The organism is Bradyrhizobium sp. AZCC 2176 (assembly GCF_036924645.1).
Classification (GTDB): domain Bacteria; phylum Pseudomonadota; class Alphaproteobacteria; order Rhizobiales; family Xanthobacteraceae; genus Bradyrhizobium.
The window spans coordinates 1,954,996-1,980,619 of the sequence record NZ_JAZHRX010000001.1 but is presented as its reverse complement, the minus strand read 5'-3'; the positions used below and the strand labels follow the sequence as shown (position 1 = coordinate 1,980,619).

The 25,624-nt window shown below is 62.9% G+C and carries 21 protein-coding genes; 9 read left to right on the top strand and 12 right to left on the bottom strand.

Annotated elements, in window-relative coordinates; genetic code table 11:
• Positions 1-468: 468 nt before the first annotated feature.
• Together V1288_RS09045 and V1288_RS09040 are read left to right on the top strand one after the other, a co-directional pair.
• Entirely contained in the window at positions 469-1,119 is a 651-nt protein-coding gene (locus tag V1288_RS09045; protein ID WP_334356710.1) for a FecR family protein, read from the top strand.
• 119 nt (positions 1,120-1,238) lie between these two features.
• Positions 1,239-2,105 (top strand): tetratricopeptide repeat protein, encoded by an 867-nt coding sequence (locus V1288_RS09040; RefSeq protein ID WP_334356709.1) that lies wholly within the window; start codon positions 1,239-1,241, stop codon positions 2,103-2,105.
• A 50-nt stretch (positions 2,106-2,155) separates the two neighbouring features.
• Here V1288_RS09040 and V1288_RS09035 read toward each other — a convergent pair whose 3' ends face one another.
• Together V1288_RS09035 and V1288_RS09030 are read right to left on the bottom strand one after the other, a co-directional pair.
• On the bottom strand, positions 2,156-3,148 hold the full coding sequence (locus V1288_RS09035) for a Bug family tripartite tricarboxylate transporter substrate binding protein (RefSeq protein ID WP_334356708.1): 993 nt from the start codon (positions 3,146-3,148) through the stop codon (positions 2,156-2,158).
• Between the two features lie 260 nt (positions 3,149-3,408).
• Positions 3,409-4,635 carry a glycosyltransferase family 87 protein gene (locus V1288_RS09030; protein ID WP_334356707.1) on the bottom strand — a complete coding sequence of 409 codons (1,227 nt, stop codon included), beginning with the start codon at positions 4,633-4,635 and terminating at the stop codon, positions 3,409-3,411.
• 319 nt (positions 4,636-4,954) lie between these two features.
• Here V1288_RS09030 and V1288_RS09025 point away from each other — a divergent pair, with 319 nt between their 5' ends.
• Positions 4,955-6,172: a S1C family serine protease gene (locus V1288_RS09025; RefSeq protein ID WP_334356706.1), complete on the top strand. Its 1,218-nt coding sequence runs from the start codon at positions 4,955-4,957 to the stop codon at positions 6,170-6,172.
• 121 nt (positions 6,173-6,293) lie between these two features.
• Here the strand turns inward: V1288_RS09025 and V1288_RS09020 are convergent, their stop codons facing one another.
• Positions 6,294-6,596, bottom strand: coding sequence for a hypothetical protein (locus V1288_RS09020; protein ID WP_334356705.1), 303 nt, complete (start codon positions 6,594-6,596; stop codon positions 6,294-6,296).
• Between the two features lie 468 nt (positions 6,597-7,064).
• Here V1288_RS09020 and V1288_RS09015 point away from each other — a divergent pair, with 468 nt between their 5' ends.
• Positions 7,065-7,334 carry a hypothetical protein gene (locus tag V1288_RS09015; protein ID WP_334356704.1) on the top strand — a complete coding sequence of 90 codons (270 nt, stop codon included), beginning with the start codon at positions 7,065-7,067 and terminating at the stop codon, positions 7,332-7,334.
• Positions 7,335-7,498: 164 nt separating this feature from the next.
• Here the strand turns inward: V1288_RS09015 and V1288_RS09010 are convergent, their stop codons facing one another.
• Together V1288_RS09010 and V1288_RS09005 are read right to left on the bottom strand one after the other, a co-directional pair.
• Positions 7,499-8,167 carry a hypothetical protein gene (locus V1288_RS09010; RefSeq protein ID WP_334356703.1) on the bottom strand — a complete coding sequence of 223 codons (669 nt, stop codon included), beginning with the start codon at positions 8,165-8,167 and terminating at the stop codon, positions 7,499-7,501.
• Between the two features lie 7 nt (positions 8,168-8,174).
• Positions 8,175-8,639 (bottom strand): Lrp/AsnC family transcriptional regulator, encoded by a 465-nt coding sequence (locus tag V1288_RS09005; protein WP_334356702.1) that lies wholly within the window; start codon positions 8,637-8,639, stop codon positions 8,175-8,177.
• 159 nt (positions 8,640-8,798) lie between these two features.
• On the opposite strand from V1288_RS09005, the gene V1288_RS09000 reads away from it, so the two are divergent.
• Positions 8,799-9,812, top strand: a complete 1,014-nt coding sequence (locus tag V1288_RS09000) for a 1-aminocyclopropane-1-carboxylate deaminase (RefSeq protein ID WP_334356701.1) — start codon at positions 8,799-8,801, stop codon at positions 9,810-9,812.
• A gap of 4 nt (positions 9,813-9,816) precedes the next feature.
• Here V1288_RS09000 and recQ read toward each other — a convergent pair whose 3' ends face one another.
• Positions 9,817-11,673 carry a DNA helicase RecQ gene (gene recQ, locus V1288_RS08995; RefSeq protein ID WP_334356700.1) on the bottom strand — a complete coding sequence of 619 codons (1,857 nt, stop codon included), beginning with the start codon at positions 11,671-11,673 and terminating at the stop codon, positions 9,817-9,819.
• A 239-nt stretch (positions 11,674-11,912) separates the two neighbouring features.
• On the opposite strand from recQ, the gene V1288_RS08990 reads away from it, so the two are divergent.
• The 3 genes from V1288_RS08990 to V1288_RS08980 are packed head-to-tail and all read left to right on the top strand — an operon-like array spanning position 11,913 to position 16,032.
• On the top strand, positions 11,913-13,307 hold the full coding sequence (locus V1288_RS08990; RefSeq protein ID WP_334356699.1) for a cytochrome c: 1,395 nt from the start codon (positions 11,913-11,915) through the stop codon (positions 13,305-13,307).
• Positions 13,304-13,801, top strand: a complete 498-nt coding sequence (locus V1288_RS08985) for a (2Fe-2S)-binding protein (protein ID WP_334356698.1) — start codon at positions 13,304-13,306, stop codon at positions 13,799-13,801. Before V1288_RS08990 ends, V1288_RS08985 begins: the two co-directional genes overlap by 4 nt.
• A complete protein-coding gene (locus tag V1288_RS08980) occupies positions 13,798-16,032 on the top strand; it encodes a xanthine dehydrogenase family protein molybdopterin-binding subunit (RefSeq protein WP_334356697.1) in 2,235 nt (744 codons plus the stop codon). Before V1288_RS08985 ends, V1288_RS08980 begins: the two co-directional genes overlap by 4 nt.
• Positions 16,033-16,038: 6 nt before the next feature.
• Here V1288_RS08980 and V1288_RS08975 read toward each other — a convergent pair whose 3' ends face one another.
• From V1288_RS08975 to V1288_RS08965, 3 genes are all read right to left on the bottom strand, one after another.
• Positions 16,039-17,415, bottom strand: coding sequence for a vWA domain-containing protein (locus tag V1288_RS08975; RefSeq protein WP_334356696.1), 1,377 nt, complete (start codon positions 17,413-17,415; stop codon positions 16,039-16,041).
• A 6-nt stretch (positions 17,416-17,421) separates the two neighbouring features.
• Positions 17,422-18,369 carry an AAA family ATPase gene (locus tag V1288_RS08970; protein WP_334356695.1) on the bottom strand — a complete coding sequence of 316 codons (948 nt, stop codon included), beginning with the start codon at positions 18,367-18,369 and terminating at the stop codon, positions 17,422-17,424.
• 107 nt (positions 18,370-18,476) lie between these two features.
• On the bottom strand, positions 18,477-19,109 hold the full coding sequence (locus V1288_RS08965; RefSeq protein ID WP_334356694.1) for an HAD-IA family hydrolase: 633 nt from the start codon (positions 19,107-19,109) through the stop codon (positions 18,477-18,479).
• 110 nt (positions 19,110-19,219) lie between these two features.
• Between V1288_RS08965 and V1288_RS08960 the strand changes: the two genes are divergently transcribed.
• Positions 19,220-19,993, top strand: a complete 774-nt coding sequence (locus V1288_RS08960) for a S1 family peptidase (protein WP_334356693.1) — start codon at positions 19,220-19,222, stop codon at positions 19,991-19,993.
• Between the two features lie 85 nt (positions 19,994-20,078).
• Here V1288_RS08960 and V1288_RS08955 read toward each other — a convergent pair whose 3' ends face one another.
• The 3 genes from V1288_RS08955 to V1288_RS08945 form a co-directional block, all read right to left on the bottom strand.
• A complete protein-coding gene (locus V1288_RS08955; RefSeq protein WP_334356692.1) occupies positions 20,079-22,298 on the bottom strand; it encodes an acetate--CoA ligase family protein in 2,220 nt (739 codons plus the stop codon).
• Positions 22,299-22,464: 166 nt separating this feature from the next.
• Positions 22,465-23,043, bottom strand: coding sequence for a class GN sortase (locus V1288_RS08950; RefSeq protein WP_334356691.1), 579 nt, complete (start codon positions 23,041-23,043; stop codon positions 22,465-22,467).
• 222 nt (positions 23,044-23,265) lie between these two features.
• Positions 23,266-25,539, bottom strand: coding sequence for a marine proteobacterial sortase target protein (locus V1288_RS08945; protein ID WP_334356690.1), 2,274 nt, complete (start codon positions 25,537-25,539; stop codon positions 23,266-23,268).
• Positions 25,540-25,624 lie beyond the last annotated feature (85 nt).

The following is a 25,624-nucleotide window of genomic DNA, read 5'->3' as shown; positions in this document are numbered from 1 at the left end:
CGAGCCCGGCTTCGGGAATCGCCCACTGTAGCCTGAGCGGCCGTGCAGGTCGCACGCCTGAGGGTGCCGGAACCGGCCGCGGCCTGATCGTTGCCGATTTGAGGAAGCGGGGCCGCAGCGGCCTTCCGTTCGCCCCCAGTCTCGGCGTGGGACCCGACGAGCATGGCTCCAACCCTGCCTGCCACTTACCTCGTGCAATTCTTCGCGGCCTGGCTTTGCCCAGGCCATGAGGTCAAAATACCCCGGCGCCGTCAGCCGAAGGCTGGCCGCCGAAACCTCCTGATCCACGCTACCCAATCCCTGGGCGCTAGGCTTTAGGCTCAAAAGGAGTAATCCTTTTGAGCCGATGACAGATGATGCCTTCTCCCGACATCGGGTCTAATGTTGGGGTACAATGTCACCTTGGCCGACGGTTCAAAGCGTCGGCGAGCGGTTTCTCGGACAAGATCTTCTCGGAAGAGAGGGATCATGCGCACGCATGCGATTGCCGTATTGGTGGCAGGATTCGTTCTGGCGGCGGGCGGGCTTTTCGCCGGACCGGCTCACGCGCAACGCGATATCGCCAAGCCCGCCGTTCAGGATCTCGCACCAAAACCAATTGGAAAAGTTGTTGTCGCCACGGGTTCGGTCACGCTTGAACGTGCAAGCGCGGTGGTCATTCAGGCGAGTACCGCGGGCCAGGCGGGTCAGGCGAAGGTAGGCGATCTCGTCTACCAGGGCGATGCCGTCGCAACCGGCGCTGACGGCCGGGTCGGTATCAACTTTACCGATGGCACTTCCTTCAATCTGTCGAACAACGCGCGCATGGTTTTGAACGAGTTCGTGTACGATCCAAATAGTACGTCCAACGCCAGCCTGTTCAATCTAACCAAGGGAACCTTCACCTTCGTCGCAGGCAAAGTCGCGAAGACCGGCGATATGAAGGTCGACACGCCTGTCGCGACCATGGGCGTTCGAGGTACTACGCCACGCGTCGAAATTTCTGATGATGGGACAGTCAGATTTTCTACGCTCATTGAAGAGGGCAAGAGCCGGGTCACGAGAAAGGCACCGGCAGTGCAGCAACCCGATCAAAGGACTCTTCCGAAGTCGAACCTAAACATCTGTCGAGGGTGCTAGCCGTTGTGAGGCGCAAGCCGTTCCCGGTGCAGGCAACTGTTCAGCCAAACGACTTCCGGGCGTGGAGCGTCCAGGTCATCGGCCGCTCCTTTAGTGGTACCAGAATCGGAAAGCCCGGTATGAAATTTCATGCGAGCGGATCCCTCATTCACGGCGCAGCGCCTATTCTTGTCTTGCTGCTGCTCGGATCGCAAGCTGCGGCGCAGACCCCCAAGAAGGGTGACTATCTCAGCAATGTTGATCTGTGCAACGGTTCCGATCGCATATCGCTTGCAGCCCGGATCAATGGTTGCACAGCGCTGATCGATTCCAGTCAAGGCACGACGGCCTTGGCTATTGCGTATAACAATCGTGGCAATGCCTATACCGCAAACGCAGACTTTGACCGCGCCATCCCTGATTTCGATCAATCGATCAAGCTGGATCCAACTAACGCCAAGCCTTTCAACAACCGCGGCGCGGCTTACCTGCGGAAGGGCGAATACGACCTCGCTCTCAAATCTCTCGATGAGGCGATCAAGCTGAATCCGAACTACGGCAGGGCTTTCGTCAACCGTGCCGGAGCTTACCTGAAAAAGAACGAATATGAGCGCGCGGCGCGAGACTACGACGAGGCCATTCGTCTGGGGGCTAGTCTGGAAGCTGCATGGAGTGGACGCTGTTGGACCCGAGCCCTGCTCGGTTCGCTGCAGGCCGCGCTTGAGGACTGCAACAAGTCACTTCAGTCGAAACCGAACGATGCCGCCACCTATGACTCGCGTGGACTGATCCACCTGAAGATGGGACAGGCTGACGCGGCGATCGACGATTTCAGTTCCGCGCTTCGAGTCGATCCGAAGCTGGCGAGCGCGCTCTATGGGCGCGGGCTCGCCAGGCTCAAGAACGGCGACAAGGCTGGCGGCGATGCCGATATTTCCGCGGCAAAGACGATCCAGGCCGGAATCGATGACGACTTCATGCGCTATGGCGTGAGCGCCAGCAACTGATCAGTGGGGTCGGCGCGACGAAAAGCGGCCGCCGCGCCTGCACTGCCAGGCTAATCCAGCTTTACGTTTGCTTCCGTCACGACCTTGCGCCAGCGCTCGATTTCCGCGGACACCATTTTGGCGAACGCGGGACCCGTGACGTCGGGGACATCGGAGCCGTTGCGTTCCCAGGCTTCCTTGATGGCAGGCGTCTGCATGGCCTTCTGCAATTCCTTGACCATCCGATCGACGATCGCCGGAGGCGTATTCTTCGGTGCGAACAGGCCGTACCAGGTCGATACTTCATATCCGGCCAGGCCGGCTTCTGCAGCGGTCGGAAGGTCGGGGAAGGCCGGCACACGTTTCGGCGCGGCCACGGCAAGCGCGCGCAACTGTCCGGCCCTGACGGGGGCTGCCGACGAGCCGAGCCCGTCGAAGACAACAGGCACGTGGCCGGCGATCAGATCCTGCATTGCAGGGCCGGCCCCGCGATAGGGGACGTGCTGGATGTTGGTCTTGGTCAGGATCTTGAACAGCTCGCCCGCGAGGTGATGCGTGGTGCCGGCGCCGGCCGAGCCGTAGTTCAATTTGCCCGGATTGGCTTTGGCGTAGGCGATGAACTCGGCGAGCGTCTTGGCGGCAACCTTGTCCGGATTGACGACCACCACCTGCGGCGGCCGCGCGATCAGCGCCACCGCAATAAAATCCTTCTCGAAATTGTAATCGAGGTTGGGATAGAGCGAAGGGGCGATAGCGTGATGCGCCGCGCCCATGAAGAAGGTGTAGCCGTCGGGAGCTGCCTTCGATGCCGCCGATGCGCCGACCGTGCCGCCGGCGCCCGCGCGGTTTTCGATCAGCACGCGCTTGCCGAGCTGCGCATCGAGCTGGGCCGCCAGCGGACGGGCAAAAGCATCGGTGCCGCCGCCGGCCGCGAACGGCACGATGAACGTGATCGGCTTGTCCGGCCATGTTTGGGCTTTGGCTGGGGTTTGGGCCGGGGCGGCCACGGCGGAAACGATCGCCAGAAGCGTAAACAGGGCGTACCGGACAACTCTTGGTTTCACAGCATTTTCCTCCGGATATTGCAGGTTGGCGTCCGCGGTCAGCGGCGCGGTCGTCGTTTTTGCTCCCTGGTTCCGGTTTAAATCCGGAAATGGGCAGGCGACGGGCCCCACCGTATGCAAGATGCCACACGTGATCCATTAAAATGATCGGTCGGACGCGGGCAGGCACCGGGACGTTTGGTCGCTCCCTCGGTCATCCGAGCCGCCCGTTTCCGGCACGGTTCTGCCAAAATATCCGGGAAGGGGGCGGGCGTACGCTCTTATCGGGCGCGTACGGAGACCGGGACTCCGGGGCGGAGCAGGAGCACGATCAGCAGCACAGGCAAGAGCGGGGCGATTCTGGCCAGGGGAAACAGCAAGGGCGGGCTCAGCAGCGGCATCAGCCAGATCATGAACGCCAAGGTCCAGCACCACAGCGGCAGCGGAGCGCTGCGCGCCATCAACCAGAATCCCGCCGCGATCACCAGCAGCGTCACATCATAGGGTCCGGAATGCGGGGCCGCGAGGACCGTGGCGGCCAGGAAGACCGCCGTCTTCTCCCGCGTCCCCAACCGCGATCGGAACGCAATGACGACGGATGCCGCGGCGCCGAGCGTGGCGAGCAGTTGAATCCACGACGCCAGCCATTGCGGCGCGCCGAGCAGAACCGCGCAGGTGTAGACGCTATGGCCCCACATGCGACCGAACTCGATCCACTTCTCGCTCGGGCTGACGAGATTCTCGAGGATGAGTGGAAACCAGCGCAGCCACAGGTCCCATCCGAAAATCAATCCGCTCGCGATCATCATGGCGAGCGCGGACAGGCCCGACGCCAAAAGTGCGCGCCACTGCCCGGCCGCGATCAAGGCGATCGGGACCAGGATGCAGAACTGGGGTTTGAACGTCAGTAGTCCCAGCACCAGTCCACCGAGAAAGGGACGCTGTTCGAGCAGGCCAAACCCGCCGACGATCAAGGCTGCGACCAGAAAGACGGCCTGACCGTCAATCGCATTGATGGCCGATGCCGGGCAAATCAGCGCGGCAACGAGCAGGGCGCACGACGTCAGAGCGGCTGGCGTACTCGATCGCAGCGCGAGTGCCAGCAACGCGCCGGTCACGATCTGAAACGCCACGTAGGAGCCAAAGAACCCCAACGGCGCGAACGGCAGCAGCATCAGCAGAAAGCTCGGCGGGTAGGCCCATGGCCGAAATTCCAGCGGCTTGGAGAGCCAGCCTGCAAAATTCGTGTTGAGGAAGTCGGTGAAACGATCGCCGTCGAAGATCAACGGCGCGTTGCCGTCGAGGACCGAGCGGATCGCGCCGTAGAAGACCATCCAGTCGGTACCGAGCGTATTGTAGTCGAGCCCGATCCTGCCCGGATATGGAATGGTCGTGAGCAGATTCAGCCACACGTAAAATGACATCACAAGGCCCGGGATCAGCACGACCGCGGGCGGCCGGAGCACGTCCCTCTGCTGAAAATTGCCTCCGCCGTGTGCCACGTCCATGTATCGTAGTCCTGTCAGTTTTCCCGCCAAACGATGAGCTGTCCTGCTGCGGGCTGATGCGAATCGGCATCAATCTCACGACGACCGGGACGATGTGCCGAATGATCGGGCAAAGACCTTAACGAAAGGGCTGCGGCAGTTAGGTTGCCCGCGGGCATCAACCGATCCCGAGCTGATTTTTCCGCTCCAACGGTCGGAAATTTCAGACCTCCCCGCCTGGTCCAAATAGACTCCGGTTGCAAAGACCAATATGCTCACCTTGGGTGTGGGGAAGACGCTTATGAAATGCCGTGCTGCTGCGGTCGCAGCTCTATTGTGTATGATTTTTGCCAATTCGAATGCGGCGGCGCGCGGGCCCTACGGCTCGATCAGCGTCGGCAACTGGAAGGGCGGGGCCTACACCAACGACCAGGCCGGATCTTTCTCGCATTGTGCAGCGGGCGCCCAATACGCCAGCGGTGTTTATTTTGTCGTGATGATCGACGGTGGTGGCGGGTGGAGCCTCGGCTTCATGCATGAACAATGGCGGCTGAGGACGGGGGAGGCGTTTCCGCTGACCCTGACCTTCGATGGCCAGCAGCCGTTCAATGTTCACGGCGTCCCGATCGCCGACAAGCTGGTCCGCGTGCCGATGCCGAGCAATTCCGCGCTCATCAGCCAGTTCCGGCGGGCGAAGGCCATGACCGCCTATACGCAGGGACAGCTCTTCCAGTTCAACCTCGACCAGAGCGGGCAGCTATTGCCGGTCTTGGCGAACTGCGTCGCCAAGACCAAGCAATCCGGTGTAGCCAACGCCGGCGATTTCTCGGTTCTTCCCGCAGCCAAGCCGGTCGCCGCGGCGGCGCCGGATTCCGCGCCGGCCAAGCCAGACAGGTTGTTCGACCAGACCGGCACGGGCTTCCTGGTGAGCACGAACGGGCACCTTGTGACCAATGCGCATGTCGTGCAGGGCTGTGTCGGCGACATCCAGGGCAATCTGTCGGGCGAGGCACCCGCCAAATTGCGGCTGGTGTCGAGCGATGAGACCAACGATCTTGCGCTGCTGCAGGTGACCGGCTCGTTCAAGGATGTTGCCAGGATCAGGGACAAGGCGATCCAGTCCGGCGACAGCGTGGTGGCGATCGGTTATCCCTTTCATGGACTGCTGACGTCCGATTTCACCGTGACGACCGGGATCGTGAGCTCGCTCAGCGGCATCCTGAACGACACGCGCTTCCTGCAGATCAGCGCGGCCGTTCAACCCGGCAACAGCGGCGGGCCGCTATTGGCCTCGAGTGGCGACGTGGTCGGCGTGGTTGCGGCCAAACTGAATGCGTTGAAATTCGTGAGGGCAACGGGCAACATTCCCGAGAATATCAATTTCGCCATCAAGACCGGGGCCCTGCGAGATTTTCTCGATAACAGCGTGGTGCCGTATCAGATCTCCGACGCCAAGGCCGAATTGAAGACGGCGGACATCGCGCGCAATGCGCGGGCGTTTACCTTCCTGATTTCCTGCAAGGCCAAGGCGAAAGAAAAAGAGACCGCAAAGAACTAGAGCGCGCCTGACGGCGCTCAGCCGCGAACGCATTCGCAGCGCGCCAACATGACGATCCGCTAGCTCGGAGCCTGGGCGCAGGACCCGCCTGAAGGCCGGCGGTCTTCAGGCCATTCAACGCTTACCGCGAATTGCGGCCATGCGCTGTTTGGGCATTCCAGCTACTCCAACTCACGCTGGCGAGGCTTCGCTGGTCGGTTGCAAGCGGCCGCCGGGTCTGCCGTTCATAGGCAGCGATAATGTGCTGCGACTGCCGGATTTTCTGCTCGAGTTCGGCAATCGTCTTCTGCGTCTTGCCGGTCCTGTTCGCTAGGGCGGGCTCGCCCACCATGAACCTCGCGGTCTCGATGTTCTTCAAGGTCTCGCGAAGCTTCTTGAGCTGGGCGCGGTGCCACGCAATGGCGCTGTCACTGTCTACCGGCATGCAAACCCTCCTGATTCGTGGCCGAATCTAGCACGCATGAGGCAAGTTGGGCCAAGGGGGACGCCGGCGGGCCATCGGGGCCCACTGGGTTTCGCGAGGGACGGTCCGGCCGTTCCCGATTTCGGCCCTTTTTTGCCATCGAAGCGACCGCGGGCGAGCCTTCAAACAACAAACTTGCATGGCGATCTGTGCTCAGCGCGGTCCCTCTTATCATCCTGGCGGCAGAATGCCGGCCCGGCGCAATGGAGCGTGCGATGAGCGAAGTTGAGTTCGAACGAATTGTCGATGCCGTGCGGAAGGAAATCGCGCATGCACCGGCGGTGCATTCGTTGAGTGGCTTGCGGGCTTTCGGCGAGCGAAAGGCCGCCGCCGACAAGCCAACGTCCCGACGCCACGCTACCTTCGCCAGGATTCGCCGCGTGGGCGAGGGGCGGAAGCGATACAGGTGAAGCGATACAGGGTGATCTGATGGAACGATCGGTATTCGAAATCGTGAAGGCGCCGCTGGGTTGGTCGGTATTTGCCGATAATGTCAAGATCGGCGGCGTCTACGATTCACGGGGCGCCGCCCTCGAAGCCGCCGCACTGGCCGCGTCCTATACCATCGGCGACGGCGGCGGCGTTCAGATCAACGTGCCCGGTGCCGAAGAAGAGAAGCCGAGATGGGCGATCGCATTTGATATCGCGAGCTCCATCCTGCCGACGAGGAGCGGGCGGGAGCGAGGCGGCGCAAGGTAAAGCGCCCGAGTGAAGGCAATCGCTCGACTTTGATGGATGGCCTCCACTCCCTGGGAGGACTTTTAGGTTAGCATGAGCTTGTCCGCGCAGTCGCGAGCCATGCGCGGATCGACACTGGCCGCCGTCGGGTTTCCGCCGGCGGCCTTTCATTTTACGCCCACGCTCTATTTCACGTCGTCGAACGGTGACACCGCGGGGCTGCCGACGCGCATCCGCTTGATGCGGCGCACCGCCATCGGCGTGCCATCGGACTGGTACTGCAGTTCGTATGTCTTGCCGTTCTTGTCAATCGCCGTGCAGGTAATGCTGGAAAGTTCGAGCGTCACGAAGTTTCCAACCTGTTTGCACAGGCCGGCACTAGATTCGACCGATGGCACCGGCAGGCCATCGGCCTTTGGCCGGTCCTTGGACTTCAGCAGCATCCGGTCGATCGGCAATTCGTACAGATTGGCTTCCGGCCTTCGCCCGTTGTCGCCGGAAAACGTGATGATGTGGCTGTCGTCGCCGGGGTCATCGAGCGCGACGGTAAAATTCGCCCGGCCTTCCTCGGTCTGGAAGAAGGCAACGGCCCGGCAGGCAAAATCCCGCCCCGCAACGTTGAGCGTGCTGCACTTTCCGGACATCATGGCGAAGATGATGGTATCGGGCTCTTGCCGCTGAAGTTCGTCAGAAGCACGGGCCGGCAATGCGATGAAAATGATGGCAAGGGCGAAAGCCTGCCGGCAAAGCTTCATGGTCATGCCCGGTTGATAGGCCATCAAGCGCTGTGTGACCAGAGTCTCGCAGGGTTCGGTAGAGTACCGAGGTAAGATAGCCCTGTTTTGCGGCGCCAAACGGCAATCAGAAATCGAGCGGCGCGTTGTCGACCACTTCCTTCATGACGAAGAAGGTCCGGGTCTGGCGGACGCCCGGCAGCGCGATCAGTTGTTCGCCATGGATGCGGTTGAAATCCTCCATGTCGCCGACGCGGATCTTGAGGAAATAGTCGAAATCGCCGGCGACCAGATGGCAATCCAGCACGAATCTCAGTTGCGCGATCGCCCGCTCAAAGGCGGCAAAGCTCTCCGGCGTGGAGCGGTCGAGCACCACGCCGACCATGACGAGGGCCCCCTTGCCGACCTTGCGCGGCGCCACCATCGCCCTGACCTGGGCGATATAGCCTTCGTCGAACAGCCGCTGGGTGCGGCGGTGACAGGTTGCGGCGCTGACGCCGGCCGTTTCGGCCAGCTCGGCATTGGTCAGCCGGCCGTTATTTTGCAGCAAACGCAATATCTTAAGGTCTGTGCGGTCGAGCCTGCCGCTCATGAAAGGATCTCTCGAGATAACGCAGAATTTCGGATGAGAAGATAATGCTATAGGGGCAAAGTGCAATATCAGCATAAAACCGGCCTCAACTTTGAGAACACCTTTCCGAAGCTTGGTGGTAGGGCGTTCCCGGATCTCAGACCATCAAAGGGGACGACGATGCTGGAAAAATTCGAACGCTATCCACTCACTTTCGGGCCCACCCATATCGAAAAGCTGGAGCGGTTGTCACAGCATCTCGGCGGCAAGGTCGAGCTCTACGCCAAGCGCGAGGACTGCAATTCGGGGCTTGCCTTCGGCGGCAACAAGCTGCGCAAGCTCGAATACATCATTCCCGATGCGATCGCTTCCAATGCGGACACGCTGGTTTCGATCGGCGGCGTGCAGTCCAACCACACCCGCATGGTCGCAGCGGTTGCAGCCAAGATCGGCATGAAGTGCCGCCTGGTGCAGGAAAGCTGGGTGCCGCATGAGGACGCCGTCTACGACCGCGTCGGCAACATCCTGCTCAGCCGCGTGATGGGTGCCGACGTGCGCCTGGTGGACGAAGGTTTCGACATCGGCATTCGCCAAAGCTGGGAAGAGGCGATTGCGGATGTGAAGGCCAAGGGCGGCAAGCCCTATGCGATCCCGGCGGGCGCCTCCGTGCATAAATATGGCGGGCTCGGCTATGTCGGTTTCGCCGAAGAGGTCCGGGCGCAGGAGAAAGAGCTCGGCTTTGCCTTCGACTACGTCGTGGTCTGCACGGTTACCGGCTCGACCCATGCCGGCATGCTGGTGGGATTTGCCAAGGACGGCCGCGCGCGCAAGGTGATCGGCATCGACGCTTCCTTTACGCCGGCCCAGACCAAGGCCCAGGTGCTTGACATCGCGCGTAGCACCGCAGGCCTCGTCGAGCTCGGCCGCGAGATCGTCGACGACGATTGCGTGCTGATCGAGGACTACGCCTATCCGGCCTATGGCGTTCCCTCCGAGGAGACCAAGGAAGCCATTCGGCTGTGCGCGCGCCTCGAAGGCATGATCACCGATCCGGTCTACGAGGGCAAATCCATGCAGGGCATGATCGACCTCGTGAACAAGGGCTATTTCCCGGCGGGCTCGAAGGTCCTCTACGCCCATCTCGGCGGTGCGCCCGCCATCAACGGATACGCTTACACCTTCCGTAACGGATGACGGCTCAAGCGTCGGCCGCCCGCACCAGTGCGAGCAGCTCGTCGCCGTAATGCTCGAGCTTCTTGTCGCCGATGCCCGGGATGTTGCGGAGCTCGTTGAGCGTCGAAGGCCGTGCCGCAGCGATCCCGTCGATGGTCGAATCATGCAGCACGACATAGGCCGGCACGCTGCGCTGGCGCGCGATGTCGGCACGCCAGGCGCGTAGCGCCGCCTGCAGGCCGGCATCGGCCGGCTTCGTCTCAGCGCGCGGCGCCAGATCGCCGCGCCTTGATTTGGCGCGGCCGGCGCGGATGCGCGTGCCGGGCGCCGCTTCGCGCAGCATCACCTCGGTCTCGCCTTTCAGGACGCCACGTGCGCTTTCCGTCAGCTTCAGCGCGCCAAAGGCCTCGCTGTCTGCCTTGAGATGGCCCATGGCGACCAACTGGCGGATCACGGCGCGCCATTGCTTTTCGTTGTGATCAGTGCCGATGCCGAACACGGACAGCTTGTCATGGCCGAACTGCGTGACGCGCTCGGTCAGGCGGCCGACCAGCACGTCGATCAGGTGCATGGCACCAAAACGTTGCCCGGTGCGGTAGGCGCAGGACAAGAGCTTTTGCGCGGCGACCTTGCCGTCGCGAAGCTGCGGCGGCGACAGGCAGTTGTCGCAATTGCCGCAATTGTTGGAGGTCGCTTCCTCGCCGAAATAGCCGAGAAGGCGGCTGCGCCGGCAGCCCGCGGTTTCGGCCAGCGCCACCAGCGCGTCGAGCTTGCCGATCGATACGCGCTTGAAGGCGTCGGAGCCGGTGGATTCGTCGATCATGCGGCGCTGCTGCACGATGTCGGACAGGCCATAGGCCATCCAGGCGCTGGACGGCTTGCCGTCGCGCCCGGCACGCCCGGTCTCCTGGTAATAGGCCTCGATACTCTTCGGCAGGTCGAGATGCGCTACGAAGCGCACGTCCGGCTTGTCGATGCCCATGCCGAACGCGATGGTGGCGACGATCACGACGCCGTCCTCGTTGATGAAGCGATCCTGGTTGCGGGCACGAACGCCGGCGTCGAGGCCGGCGTGATAGGGCAGGGCGGGGATCCCGGCGCTGGTCAGCGCTTCCGCGGTGTCCTCGACCTTGGCGCGCGACAGGCAGTAGACGATGCCGGCATCGCCGGCGTGACGCTCGCTGATAAAGGCCTTGAGCTGGGCCGGCGCATTTTGCTTTTCGACGATTTCGTAGCGGATATTCGGGCGGTCGAAACTCGAGATGAAGCTCGGCGCGCCGGCGAGCCCGAGCCGGGTCACGATCTCCTTGCGCGTCATCTCGTCGGCGGTCGCGGTCAGTGCAATGCGCGGCACGTTGGGAAAGCGTTCGGCGAGCGTGGACAGGCCGATATACTCAGGGCGGAAATCGTGTCCCCATTGCGATACGCAATGCGCCTCGTCGATCGCAAACAGTGCGATATCGGCTTGACCGAGCAAGGACAGGCAGCGCGGCGTCAGAAGCCGCTCGGGCGCGACGTAGAGCAGGTCGAGGTCGCCGGCCAGCAGCCGCCGCTCGACTTCCGAGGCTTCATCAAACGACAGCGTGGAATTCAACACCGCCGCGTTGACGCCGGCTTCCAGCAGTCCCGCGACCTGGTCGCGCATCAGCGCGATCAGCGGTGACACCACGATGCCGCAGCCTTCGCGCAGCAAGGATGGCAACTGGTAACACAGCGACTTGCCGCCGCCGGTCGGCATCAGCACCAGGCAGTTGCCGCCATCAGTCACGTGCCGGACGATTTCCTCCTGCGCGCCGCGAAAGGCCGGCAGGCCGAACACCGAGTTCAGCACGGACAGCGCGTCGGGAACATCGTCGCGGTGAAGGGCGGCGGGAGCAGGCATGGCGATCATGTCGTCCGATCGGGGTTTGCGCGCAGGCGCTCTTGAGACGGGAAGTTGAGATTAACATTGATCATGGCACGTCCAGTCCAGATTCGACACTCCCACCGGTGAGCGGCCGTGCGAGCTCTCTGCAGGGCAGACTTGCGGTAATTGATGCTTTCGCGGCTGAACGATAGCGGGTGAACTGTGTTTAAATACAACCCAACAGCAATAAACGCAAAGGGAGCGCAAGGGACCGCATGACGGCACCGTCCCGAATTGTCGCCAGCATCGTTGCCATCGTGCTGCTTGGTGGCGCGGCGGCGGCCTTTGCAATCGTATGGCGCCCGGCGATTGCGGCGGTCGAGCCTCCCGGGCCGCTGGCCTTCGATGCCACCCTCGTCAAACGAGGTCGCGACCTGGCAGCGATCGGCAATTGCGGCAATTGCCATACCGTGCGCGGGGCTAATAACTTTGCCGGCGGTCTGCCGGTGCCGACCCCGTTCGGCACGATCTTCTCTTCGAACATCACGCCGGATGCGGAGACGGGAATCGGGCGATGGTCGGAAGCAGCATTTCGGCGTGCGATGCGCTCCGGCGTCAATCGTGCAGGCCAGCACCTTTATCCGACATTTCCATACGATCACTTCACCAATGTCAGCGACGAGGATGACCGGGCGCTCTATGCCTTCCTGATGACGCGGCAGCCCGTCCGCGCGTCGGCGCGCGAAAACCAGCTTTCCTTCCCGTTCAACCAGCGGTTCGCCATTGCCGGATGGAAACTGCTCTTCCTTCGTCACGACACCTATCAGCCCGATCCGAAGCAAAGCGCCGAATGGAACCGCGGCGCCTATCTGGCCGAAGGGCTGGCGCATTGCGGCGCCTGCCACACGCCACGCAATGCGCTGGGTGCTGAACGGGGCAGCGCACAGTTTGCCGGCGGCGATGTCGACAACTGGCGCGCCTATGCACTCAACGATCAGTCCCACGCGCCGGTGCCCTGGGATGCTGATGCCTTGTTCGCCTATTTGCGCGACGGCTGGCACCCCGACCACGGCACGGCGCGCGGACCGATGGCGGAGGTGGTCAGTAATCTGTCCTCGGTCCCGTCAAGCGACGTCCGCGCGATCGCGGTCTACATGGCCGGTATATCGGGAACGCCGACGCCGGAGCGCAAACGTCAGGGCGAGGCTGCGCTGGAACAAGCCAAATCATCTTCAGTCGAGTCGTCTTCAGTCGAGCCATCTTCAATCCCTGCTTCCCAAGCCAACGCGGCCGGTGCGTCGATCTACGCTGCTGCCTGCGCGTCGTGCCATGCGAGCGGACGGCCACTGCCTTATGGCGGGGTCAACCTGGCTCTCAGTACCGCGATCGCCAGCCCTGATCCGCGCAATCTCGCCAATATCGTGCTGTCCGGCGTCCAGGCCATCGAAGGCGAACGCAGCCCGATCATGCCCGGATTTGCCGCCAGCATGACCGATGCGCAGGTTTCGGCCTTGTTGCGCTATCTGCGCGCACGGTTCAGCAACCAGCCGCCATGGTCTGGCGTTGAAAAGACGGTTCAAGACGCACGCCGCGCGCAGACCGTATTTCTTCTGACATCGTCCGCGCCGCGTAACGAACCTGCCGGTCCTCAGCAGCGAGAAAAGCCATGATGACATTGAAGGTCAACGGTCGGGAGCACCAGGTGGACGCCGATCCGGATACGCCGCTGCTCTATGTGCTGCGCGAAGACATCAAGCTCAACGCCGCCAAATTCGGCTGCGGACTAGGCCAATGCGGCGCATGCACGGTGATCGTCGACGGCAAGGCCGTGCTCTCTTGCGTGACGCCGATGATTTTGCTGGAAGGCAAGCAGGTAACGACGCTCGAAGGCCTCGGCACGGCCTCGGAGCCCGCGCCGATCCAACGCGCCTTTATGGAAGAGCAGGCCGCACAATGCGGTTACTGCATCGCCGGAATCATGATTCGGGCGCTGGCGCTTCTGCAGAGAAATTCCAGGCCGACCGATGAGCAGATCCGTTCCGAGCTTGAGCCTCATCTGTGTCGTTGCGGCACCCACATGCGCATCCTGCGGGCGGTGCATCGTGCTGCGAGGCTGATGGACAGCGCGGATGCGTCATCGACGGCCAACGGGAGAGCCCGATGAGCGCCGCGGCGATGATCGATCGCCGTCGCTTGCTGGCAGGTGGCGGCGCGCTGATTGTCAGCTTCTCGTTGTCAGGCGCTTTGGCGCAGCAACAGGACGCGCCTGCCCCGGCTCCAGCACCGAGCCCGCCCGGCAGCTTGAAAAATTCGCCCTATCTCGACGCGTGGATCCGCATCGACGCCAATGGCAGTATAGAGGTGTTCACGGGCAAAGCCGAACTCGGCCAGGGCTTCAAGACGGCGTTTCAGCAGATCGCGGCTGAGGAGCTCGACGTGGCCTTCGAATCCCTCAAGGTGACGACCGCAGACACGCGCCTGACCGCGAACGAGGGCTATACGGCAGGCAGCAACTCCATGAAGGACAGCGGCACCGCGATCCAGAATGCCGCGGCCCAGGCGCGCGAACTGCTGATGGCAGAAGCAGCAGGGCGGTTTGGTCTGGCGGTCGAAAATCTGCGGACAGCAGACGGTGCGGTGATCGCACCGGACGGCAAACGCCTGCCGTATGGTGAACTCGTTCGGGACGACATGCTGCATGTCCAGGCGCAGCCGAAGTCGAAACTGAAGGACCCGGCGACATTCAAGGTCATTGGCCGGCCTGTGCCGCGCGTCGATATCCCCGCCAAGGTCACTGGCGGTGCGGCCTATGTCCAGGACATGCGGCTGCCCGGGATGGTGCACGCCCGGGTCGTGCGGCCGCCGAGCTACGGCGCGCAACTGACCGAATGCGATACCGCCGCTGTCGAAAAGTTGCCCGGCGTCGTCAAGGTGGTGCGCGACGGCAATTTCCTTGCGGTGGTCGCGGAAAAGGAGTTCCAGTCGATCAAGGCGATGAATGCGCTTGCCGCCGCCGCGAAGTGGCAGGAAACCGCAAGCTTGCCGAAGCAGGATGATCTACCTCGCGTCTTGACCGGCCTGCCTTCGCAGAACACGACCATCTTTGAGCGCAGCAATCCCGCGGTCACCGGCCAGAACACCATCGAAGCGACCTATACGCGACCCTATCAGGCGCACGGATCAATCGGTCCGTCGTGTGCCGTGGCACAATTGATCGATGGCGCGATGACGGTATGGACGCATACGCAAGGTGTCTATCCTGATCGCCAGGGCATCGCGGAAATGCTGCGCATGCCTCCGGCCAGTGTTCGCGTGATCCATGTCGAAGGCTCTGGCTGCTATGGCCATAATGGCGCCGACGATGCCGCGGCCGACGCTGCGCTGATCGCCCGTGCATTGCCCGGCCGCCCCGTTCGCGTGCAATGGATGCGCGAACAGGAACATGCCTGGGAGCCGTTCGGCCCGGCGATGGTGACGAAACTCAAGGCCTCGCTCGACAGCAATGGCAAGATCGCCGACTGGCATTTCGATGTCTGGAGCAACACGCACTCGATGCGGCCGGGCGGCGCCGGAGCGATGCTGGCGGCGCAGCACATGGCGCAGCCTTTTGCGGTGCCTGCTCCCAGGCCGTTGCCGCTACCGGAAGGCGGCGGTGACCGCAATGCGATCCCGATTTACGCGTTTCCCAACGCGCAGGTGGTGCACCACTTCATTCCGGCGATGCCGCTGCGGATTTCGGCGATGCGCGCGCTGGGCGCCTATCACAACGTGTACTCGATTGAGAGCTTTATGGACGAACTCGCAAGCCTCGCCGAGGTCGACCCCGTCGAATTCCGTTTGAGACATCTTGAGGATCAGCGTGGCCGTGCCGTGATCGAAAAGGCGGCCCTGAGCTTCGGATGGAAGAGCGGCCAGAAAGCGCCGCAGGATCGCGGCTTCGGCTTTGCCTTTGCGCGTTACAAGAATCTGGCGGCCTATTGCGCTATTGCTTCCGAGGTTGAGGTAAATCGGGAGACCGGCCGTCCACGTCTGGTCCGCGCGGTGGCAGCCGTTGATAGCGGGCAGGTGGTCAATCCGGATGGGTTGATCAACCAGATCGAAGGCGCAATCGTGCAGTCAATGAGCTGGACATTGTACGAAAGCGTTACCTTCGACGATACCAGGATAACCAGTATCGACTGGCAGACCTATCCGATCCTGCGTTTCGATGCCGTGCCGGAAAGCATCGAGGTTCACATCATCGACCGGCCGGGGCAGCCGTTCCTCGGCAGTGGCGAAACCGGGCAAGGGCCGGCGGCAGCATCGATTGCAAACGCCATTGCCAACGCCACGGGAAAGCGGCTGCGGAATTTGCCGTTGACGCGCAAGCGCATCAAGGAGGCGATCGATGCGTGAAGGCGCCTATTGATAGCTCGCCACGATATCCGACACCGCGCGTTCGAGCTGCTTGGCGGTCGCGCATTGGCGGACCACGGTGCAGAAGGTCGAATAGCGCGGCATTTCGGAGTCGCCCCAGCCCCAGGCCATGCGGCCCTCCGGATTGAGCCACACCAGCCGCTTCGATCGCTCGGCGATACGGCGAAGGATGTCGGCGCGGGGATCGAGGTTGTTGCTGCGGGCGTCGCCGAGCACGATCACCGTGGTTTGCGGCGTGATCGCGCTCATCCAGCCGTGTTCGAAATCGTCGAGCGAACTGCCGTAATCGGACGAGCCGAAGCCGACCTTCGACATGATCTCGGCCATCGCCTCTTCCGGCGACTTGGATTCCAGGATGTCGCTGACCTCGATCAGGTGTCCGGAGAACGCAAACGAGCGGACGTCGTCCACAACCTCGTGCAGGCTGTGAATCAGCAGCAGGAAGAAATCCGATACCCGCGCCACCGAACCTGAGACGTCGCAGAGCGCGATAATCTTCGGCTTGTCGCGGTGCCGGCGTTTCCAGGCAGTGAGAAACGGCACGCCGCCCCAGGCGGCGTTGCGGCGGATGGTGCGGCGCACGTCGAGATGGCCGCGGCGCTGACGCTTGCGCGGCTTGGAGTAGCGCTCGCGCAGGCGGCGGGCGATCTGTCGGATCAGATGCCGCATCTGCTCGACCTGCCGCGGCTCGATCCGCGACAACGGCGCGTTGCGCAAAATTTCGTTACGCAGGTTTTCCGCTTCCTCGCGCCCGTATAGCATCAGCGCCTGGGAGACGGTTTCGCGGACTGTGCCGCGCAAGCCGTCCAGCGCGTTGGTCAGCCGTTCCGCCAGCGCCGGGTTGGTGGCGGCGAGACTGTCGAGATCGTCGCGCAGGCGCTCGATGCCCATCTGGTCGAGGATGCGGCCGGAGAAGATGCCGCGCTGCGTGAAATAGCGGATGTCGGACAGCGAGGCCGCGCCCGCGGCGTTGGCGATCGCCGCCGAAATCTGGTTGCGGTCCTGCGCCAGCAGCATCTGCGCGAGCTGTCCGAGCCGCTCGGTCTGCTCGCCGCCGTCGCTGGCGTCACCGGGTGAATCGGACGCCGCGTTGGATTCTTCTGCGTGCTGCCCGTCGGCCTCGCCGTCCTCGGGTGGTGACTGCGGCTCGGGCTGATCGAAGAACAGATCGAAACAATCGCCGAGCGCCTTCTTCTCGTCCTGCGTCTTGGCGAGCGTCAGCAGAAAAGTGTCACGAAGGATGGTGCGGTCGGTAAAGCCGACCTTGGAGACGGCCCGCATCGCGTCGATGCTTTCGGCCGGCGAGAGCCTCACACCTGCGCCCCGCGCCGCACGAAAGAAGCGATGCAGGTTCTCTCGCATTGGCCGTCACCCGAAGACGTTTTGACGCGAGGCCTTGGCGACGAAGGTTGAGACCTGAGGCGTCGTGGCCTCGATATCCGCCTCGTATTTCAGAAGAACGTTCAGCGTATCCTTGACCACCTCATGGCCAAGTTCGCGCGCCTGCAGCAGCACCAGCACGCGCGCCCAGTCGATGCTTTCGCTGACCGACGGCAGCTTCTTCAGATCGAGTGTGCGAACCTCGTGGATGAAGCTCACCATCTGTCTGCGTAGCGTTTGCGAAATACCGGGCACGCGGCTTTCGACGATCCGCTCTTCCAGCTTCTGCTCGGGGAAGCCGATGTGAAGATGCAGGCAACGCCGCTTCAGCGCATCGCCGAGATCGCGCTCGCTGTTCGAGGTCAGGATCACGGTCGGCGGCGCGACCGCGACCACCGTGCCGAGCTCCGGGATCGTCACCTGGAAATCACTGAGAATTTCCAGCAGGAGCGATTCGAATTCGGCGTCCGACTTGTCGATTTCGTCGATCAGCAGCACGCAGCCCGCGGGCTGCTCCAGCGCCTGCAGCAGCGGCCGCGGCTCGACGAATTCCTTGGAGAAGAACACGTCGCCGAAATCGTGAAGCTGATTGAGCGCCGCCTCCAGCGTGGGGGCGCCGCCGAGCACTTCGCCGAGCTTGTCCTTGAGGATTTGCGTGTACAGAAGCTGTTTGGCGTATTTCCACTCGTAGAGCGCCTTGGCCTCGTCGAGTCCCTCGTAGCATTGCAGGCGGATCATCTTCATGCCGCGCCACGCCGCGATCGCTTTCGCAAGCTCGGTCTTGCCGACGCCGGCGGGGCCTTCGACCAGGATGGGTTTTTCGATCTGTTGCGCCAGATAGACCGCGGTCGCGATCTGGCGGCTCGCAATATAGCCTTGCGCCGCAAGACCGCTTTCCACTGCCTCGATCGAGGCCGACGGCCTGATATCAGCCACGGGTTTCAACTCCGAATTCGATAGATTTCAGAATGTTCTGCCTGCGTTCCCGGCAAAGGACAAGCGCCGTTTAGTCATGGGAGGCTGCAGTTTTCCGCTATTTCCGCCTAGCGCAATGCCAGCCCGGTCGCTGCTTCCAGTTCGTTAATCGCCTGCGCGGCGTTGACTACCTTGATCGTGGTCATGCCCATCTCGCGCGCCGGCTTCAGGTTGACGCCGAGGTCGTCGAGATAGACGCAGTTTTTGGGATCGACCTTCAATGTTTCGACCATCATGCGGTAGATGCGCGGGTCGGGCTTCCGCAGGCCGATCTTCGCGGATTCGATGACGTGGTCGAACAGCGCCATCACCTCGGCGATATAGAGCGTGCGGCCGCTGTGGGTGCGGATGGCGTTGGCGGGCAGGTTGTTGGTGATGCAGCCGGTCTTGAACTTTGCCTTCACGCGCTTGAGCGCCTCGACCATTTCGGGCCGGAGGTCGCCTGACAGCAGCGGCAGCACGTCCTTGCCGCGAACCGCCGCGCCCAGTGCCAGCGACTCGGCCGCGAACAATTCGTCGAAGGCCTCGATGTCGACCTCGGCGCGTTCGAATTTGGCCCAGGCATTTTCCAGATGATTGGCCGCATTGGTGCGCCGGATGATATCGGCGGGCAGCCCGCGCTCGGTCTCATACCGCGTAAACGCCTCGAACGGCGAGGTGGTCAGAACGCCGCCGAAATCCCAGATCACTGCCTCGATCATATGCCCTGCCTGAAACAAATGGGTTGGCGAGCGGCTAACACGAATTGCCGGCTGGAACCAGTGCGATCGGGTGCTTGGCGACATGCGCAGCGCGGGTTATTGCTGCGCCGATGAACATCCTGCCTCGCCTGATTGCCGGCCTTGTTGCCAACCTTGCCCTGCTGCTATCCGTTCCCGCGCACGCCATTGTCGGCGGCGGTGCGCCGTCGACGGAAGGCGTCGCCCGCTCGGTCATCACCATCGTCGGCTCGCGCGGTAATTTCTGCACCGGCGCGTTGATCGCGCCGAAACTGGTGCTGACGGCTGCGCATTGCGTGCAGCCCGGCGCGGACTACAAGATCGTCGAATACGGCGCGGACCGGCAGCCGTCGCTGCAGGACGTCAAAGCGGTTGCCATTCATCCCGGTTTCAACATGCAGGCGATGTCGGGACATCGCGCGACAGCGGACGTCGCGCTGCTGCAACTGACGGCGCCGCCTAAGGCAAAGACGCCGGCCGCGCTCGGATTGCCTGATATCCCGATCAATGTCGGCAGCCGTTTCACCGTTGCGGGCATCGGCGTGACCGTGCGCGGCGACGGCAAGAGCGGCGGCACCATCCGCCTCGCCGGCCTGGTCGCGACCGGCAGGCCGGGGACGTTGCAGATCAGGCTGGTCGATCCCGCGGGGCAGGGCTCGCGTGAGGGACTTGGCGCCTGCACGGGGGATTCCGGCGCGCCTGTTTTCGAGGACAAGCAGGGCGGCCCCATGATCGTCGGAGTGGTGAGCTGGTCGACCGGGCCGAACGGAAGCGCCGGCTGCGGCGGCATGACCGGCGTCACGCCGCTGACGCTTTATCGCGACTGGATTTTGCAGACCGCGCAGAAGTGGGGTGTGGGGTTGTAGCCACATCCGTCGTCCCGCAATCCTTCGTGGTCCCTGCGAACGCATGCGTTCGCAGGGACGACAATGACCACTTGAACCGGCCCGCCTAATGCTTCGCCGCCTTGTTCGCGGCGGCGTTGTTGAGCACGATCAGGCCGTCGACGGCGACGCCGACCCTGCTGTTGATCAGGAACGGATTGACGTCGATCGACGCGATGCGACTGCCGGCATCGGCCATCAGATTGGAGAGGCCGACCAGCGCCTTCACGGCGGAGGGTTCGTGCAGCGCCGGCTTGCCGCGATAGCCCTTCATCTTCACGCCGGCCTTCGTCTTGGCGATCAACTGCTTCGCCTCGGCCTCGTCCAACGGGGCGCCGGCGAGGGCTACGTCCTTCATCAGTTCGATATCAACGCCGCCGGTGCCGAACAGCACCACCGGCCCCATCTCGGCGTCGAGCGAGGCGCCGACCACCAGTTCGAGGTCGGCCTTGACCTGCTGCGCGATCAAGATGCCTTCGAGTTTCGGCTTGCTCTTGATCTTCTTCACCCGCGCCGTGATGTCGTTAAATGCCTTTTTCACCTCGGCAGTGTTGTTGAGGTTCAGCACTACGCCGCCAATGTCTGACTTGTGCAGGATGTCGGCGCTGACGACCTTGGCGACCACGGGGAAGCCGATCTTCTTCGCGATTTTCACCGCTTCAGATGCGGTCTGCGCGATTTCCTCTTTTGAAACCGGGATGCCGTAGGCCTTCAGCAGTTTCTTCGATGCGACCTCATCGAGTGCGGCGGCGCCGTTGGCCGCCTTGAGCGTCTTTTCCAACACCGCGCGCGCGGAAGCTTTCGAGCTCGACACGATATCGGGCACCTCCTTGCGCAGGGACGCATACTCGATCAACGACTTTATCGCGCCGACCGCACGGTCGAGCCCCTGCATGACCGCGATGTTCGGCAGCGATTTGCGTAAGGCCTTGGTGAACTCGGTAAACCCGATCGACATCGCGCTGATGTAGACCACGGGCTTGCTGGCGGCGCCCGCCATCTCGTTGACGATCCGCAAGTTGCGCTCGCGCATTTCATGCGGCGCTTTCGGCAGTTCGGCGTCGATGATGACGATGTCGGTGTCGGGATCGTCGATCATGATCTTGATCGAGCTCATGTAGACCGAGGGATCAACGACCGCGGCAAAGCCGGCGTCGAGCGGATTGCCGACAATGCTGCCGGGACCGAGCATCCTTGCCAGTTGCTCGGTCACATTCGGGCTGAGCGAGGCAAAATTCAAGCCGGCCGAATAGAACGCGTCGATCAGGAGGCCGCGCTTGCCGCCGGATAGCGACACGGCGGCGAGCCGGTTGCCCTTGGGTGGCTCGGCATGAACGAAGCATTCGGTGGTCTCGATCAATTCGTCGAGGCCGCGGACGCGGATCACGCCTTCGCGGGTCGAGATCGCATCGAACGTTTCGATCGAGCCGGCGAGCGCACCGGTATGCGCCATCGCGGCGGCGCGGCCGCCCTCGGAAGCGCCGAGTTTGAGCGCGATCACCGGCTTGCCGGCGGCACGCGCGGCCTTGCAGGCTTCGCGAAACACCTTCGTATTCCGGACGCCTTCGAGATAGACCACGATGACGCGGATCGACGGATCGGCCGCGAAATAGGCCATCAGGTCGGGCGTCTCGAGGCCGGTCTCGTTGCCGGTCGTGACCATGTAGCCAACGCCGACGCCGCGATCTTCCAGCGTCTGGCGGATCGCCATCACGATCGCGCCGGATTGCCCGGCAATCGCCACCGGACCTGCTTCCATGGTGACGATGCGGTCGTCGATATTGGTGAACAGCTTTTCGCCCGCGCTCAGATTGCCGAGGCAGTTCGGGCCGGTGACGGCAAGGCCAGTCTCCTTCACGGCTTGCTTCAGTTCGACCGCCAGCCGCTGGCTTTCCTCGTCCTGCAACTCGCTGAAGCCCGAGGTGACGATGGTGGCAGAACGCGCGCCGGCCGCTGCGGCGTCACGGATCACCTGCACCGCGAAACGCGCCGGCACCAGCACCAGTACATGATCGGGCGTTTCCGGCAGGCTGGCGAAATCCTTGTAGCAGGGCACGCCCCAGATCGTTTCGCGCCTGGCGTTGACCGGAAACAGCCCACCTTCGTACTTGTACTTGATCAGATTGTTCCAGATGCGCTCGGCATAGTTGCCGGGCTTGTCGGTGGCGCCGACCAGAACGATGTTGCGCGGGTGCAGCATCGCATGGATACGCTTGACGATCTCGCTGGCGTCAGACGGAGGCGACCATTTTTCGGCTTGATGCGATGCGGTGTTGATCTGATCCATGGACGCCTCTTAACTCCATAGCTTCCTGTGGCGCGACGAGAATGATCACCGCGCCATGATTTTCTTGTGATTGAGGCCTTTCTATTGGGACTTGGCCAGGGTGGCAACACGCGTTGCACGAGCAGCGCCATTCGCTCCGCGCGCGATATCCCGGCTCGCGGAGAATTCAGTGCGGATCCGGAACGAGCCCAATCATGGTGGCGTGCACAAGATAGCGCTCCGGTCCCTGGGTCAGCGCGTCGAGCGGCCAACAGGTCGACAGCACCAGTTGATATCCGTCCGCGAGCGGATCGATGCCGGAGGCATCGAAGTGCACGACGGAGGCGGCGTCCACACGGTAGCGGAAGTGTTTGCCGTCACTTCGCGTCACCTCGATCTCGTCACCGACGACGACGTTCTTCAGGAAAGCAAAATGGGTATCGCGATGCGCCGAATACACGGCGACGCCGCGTTCGCCGGCATTGGGCGTTCGTTCGACATGGCCCGGGCCGAAGGCGAGTGCCTGGCCGCTGCTGCCGACGAGTGCGATCGCGCTGGCATGGATCCGCTTCACCTCGATACGAGCGACAGGCCATGTATCTGCCCATGACCACGGCTTTATCTCGCGCCCGGTGGTAATGGTTTTCTCAAAGGCCCGCTCCAGCAAGACTTGCGCGAGCCGCGCCTTGGCGTGGATGTAGGCGCCCTGGCCGAACAGGATCAGGCCGATGAGAGCGAGGAGGAGCGGGAGTACGAAGCGGGGCACTGGACACTCTCTCTATCATTGCCTGCGACAAACGCGAAGCGTTTGCGCAAGGGAGCGAAGCGACGAAGCAATCCGTCTCACCGCGAAAAGAAGGCATGGATTGCTTCGCTTCGCTCGCAATGACGGCTTTGGAAAAACGGCGCGCGCGGCCTTGGGGGACGGGTGGAGCCGCGCGCGCTCTGGAAAGAGGAGGGTGGGGAGGTCTCCTCTTTTCAGCCGACGTCAACGGTGTGACATCTGACGTCGATTGAACACGAGCAGGATCAGGCTGACTGTGAGGAAGATCACACCCGCAATCATCTTCAGTTCGGCATCAGTCGCGGTCCTCGGCAGCGTGACTGTGCTGGGTGTCTGGGTAACGACAGGCTGCGCCCGTTTCAGCGCCGCGATCTGAACCCGCGCCTCCTCCGTAGCCGCGCGACGTTCCGTCGGTGTTGCGGGAAGGCGTGGCCGCGTTCCGAACACCTTTTCAAAATCCCAGCCTGCCGGCAGGTTGATCGGCAGTTCCGAAACCTTGAGCGGCTCGCCCTGGGGACGGCTCGGGGTCTTGTCAACCGCGACCAGGCTGGTCAGCCGCGTGACGAACTGATGCTCGAGCGCCAGCGCCAGAATGGTCTTGTCGGCATCTTCCGGGCTCGCCTGCCGCGTGGTGCGTGCAACTTCCGCATCCGCGATCTTGCGCCGCGCCCAAAGTTTGGAGAGTCCCTTGCCTTCGGCGGCATTCGTCAGCGGAAGTGTCACGGCCCAGGGACGGTCGCCGATGCGGCCCTTGATCTCGACCGAGCCTGTAAGCTTGTCGAGCTTGGCTGCCAGAACCAGCGGCTCGTCGCGATAGACGTCGGGGATTGCAGCCGGCGTCATGTCGGCGTGGCTGTCGGAGAATTTTGCGGTGAGATTGGTCACCGCGGGATTCTCCAGCTTGGCGAACAGCCCGCGCATACGCTCCTCGACCTGCTCGACTGACCCGATGTGGGTGAAGGCGCCGCGCCCGAGTTCGGCGGCGCGCGTCATCAGGTAGGTATTCGGGGCCGAGCCGATGCCAACCATGAAGATGCGCGAGCGGCCGCGCAGCGCATTGATGGCTTCGAACAATTGCTGCTCGTTGCCGATGGCGCCGTCGGTCAGGAATACGACCTGCCGGATGTAGTTCGCATCGCCGGCGTTGTCGGACAGCGCTGCGCGCATCGCCGGCACCATTTCGGTGCCGCCATTGGCCTGCAGCGCGTCGACGAAGGCGGTGGCTCGGCCGATATGCTCCCGGTCAGCGGGCACGGCCGCCGGAAACAACACGTCCATGGTGTGGTCGAACCGGATCACGTTGAAGCGATCGTTCGGCTGCAGGCGGCCGAGGGCGTAAGAGAGGCTGGCCTTGGCCTGGATAATCGAGACGCCGCCCATCGAGCCGGAATTGTCGATCACGAAAATCACCTCACGCGGCGGCGGTTTTTGCTGCGCCTGTTCGACCGACGGCGGCGTGACGAAGGCGAGCAGGTAATCGCTGTCGCCGACGCGCTCGCGGAATAGTCCTACCGAGGGCGCTTTCTCCGCGGCCGGCTTCCAGGTCAGCTCGAAATCGCGATCTGCCGCTACCGGGCCTTCGGCAAGGCGGATAATGCTGGTGTCGGCGTCGGGTTCTTCGGTCTTGATCGCATGATGGTGGCTCTTGACCTCGCCGAGGGGGAAGCCGGCCTGTAGCCGCACCGTGATGCGGGTCGGATTGACCGGCGCGTTCGTCGTGGGGTCGAGCACTTCGGGCGAGATGCGGTCGCGATCCGGCACGGGGTCGGATTTGACCGAACCCCAGCCGCCACCATCGGGCCGGAAGTCGACGCTTTGGACGACCGGCACAGGATTGTAGCGCGGAGCCACCACCATCGGCACCCGCAGCGAGAACTCGTTGCCGGATTGTGCGACGGGCTCCTGATACTCGATCTGCACCAGCACGGTTTCGCCGGGGCCGATATTGGCGACCGAGTTGGTGAAGATGTTCGGCCGCTCCTGTTCGGTCAGCGCCGCTTTCTGTCCGTTCTGCTTCGCCTGTTCGTAGATGATCTTGGCCTGCTGCCGCTCCTTGATGTTGCCGACCACGACGCGATCGCCGATCACCATCTTCAGCGTATCGACCGCGCCGCCCGACGGCAGCGGATAGACATAGACCGCCTCGACCCAGTCTTGGGTCGGGTTGCGGAAAATCTGGGTAACGCGGGCGCGGACCGTGGGACCCGATACGGTGAGATCGACATCGATGCCGAGACGCGACGCATCGGCATAGCCTTCTTCGGTCTTCAGGAGCAGCGAGCCGGAGCGCGCGTCGCCGGGCTTGAGGAAGGCCGCCGACAGACGTTCGGCCGACCACACCGGCTCAAAGCTCAAAAATAATGCCGCAAACCCGACCAGGATTGCGGCAATGCCCTGCATCACAAAGAACAGCAGCAGCCTGACCAGGCTGGGGCGTTCGCTGCGTTTGTCGGCCTCAATTTCGTCGCATGTCGTCATGTTGCTCACTCCCGAACGGCGATTTTCGCCGCCTGGAAGGGTGCGGATTTCAGCAATTTGGCGCGAGCGGAATGATCGGCCTTGT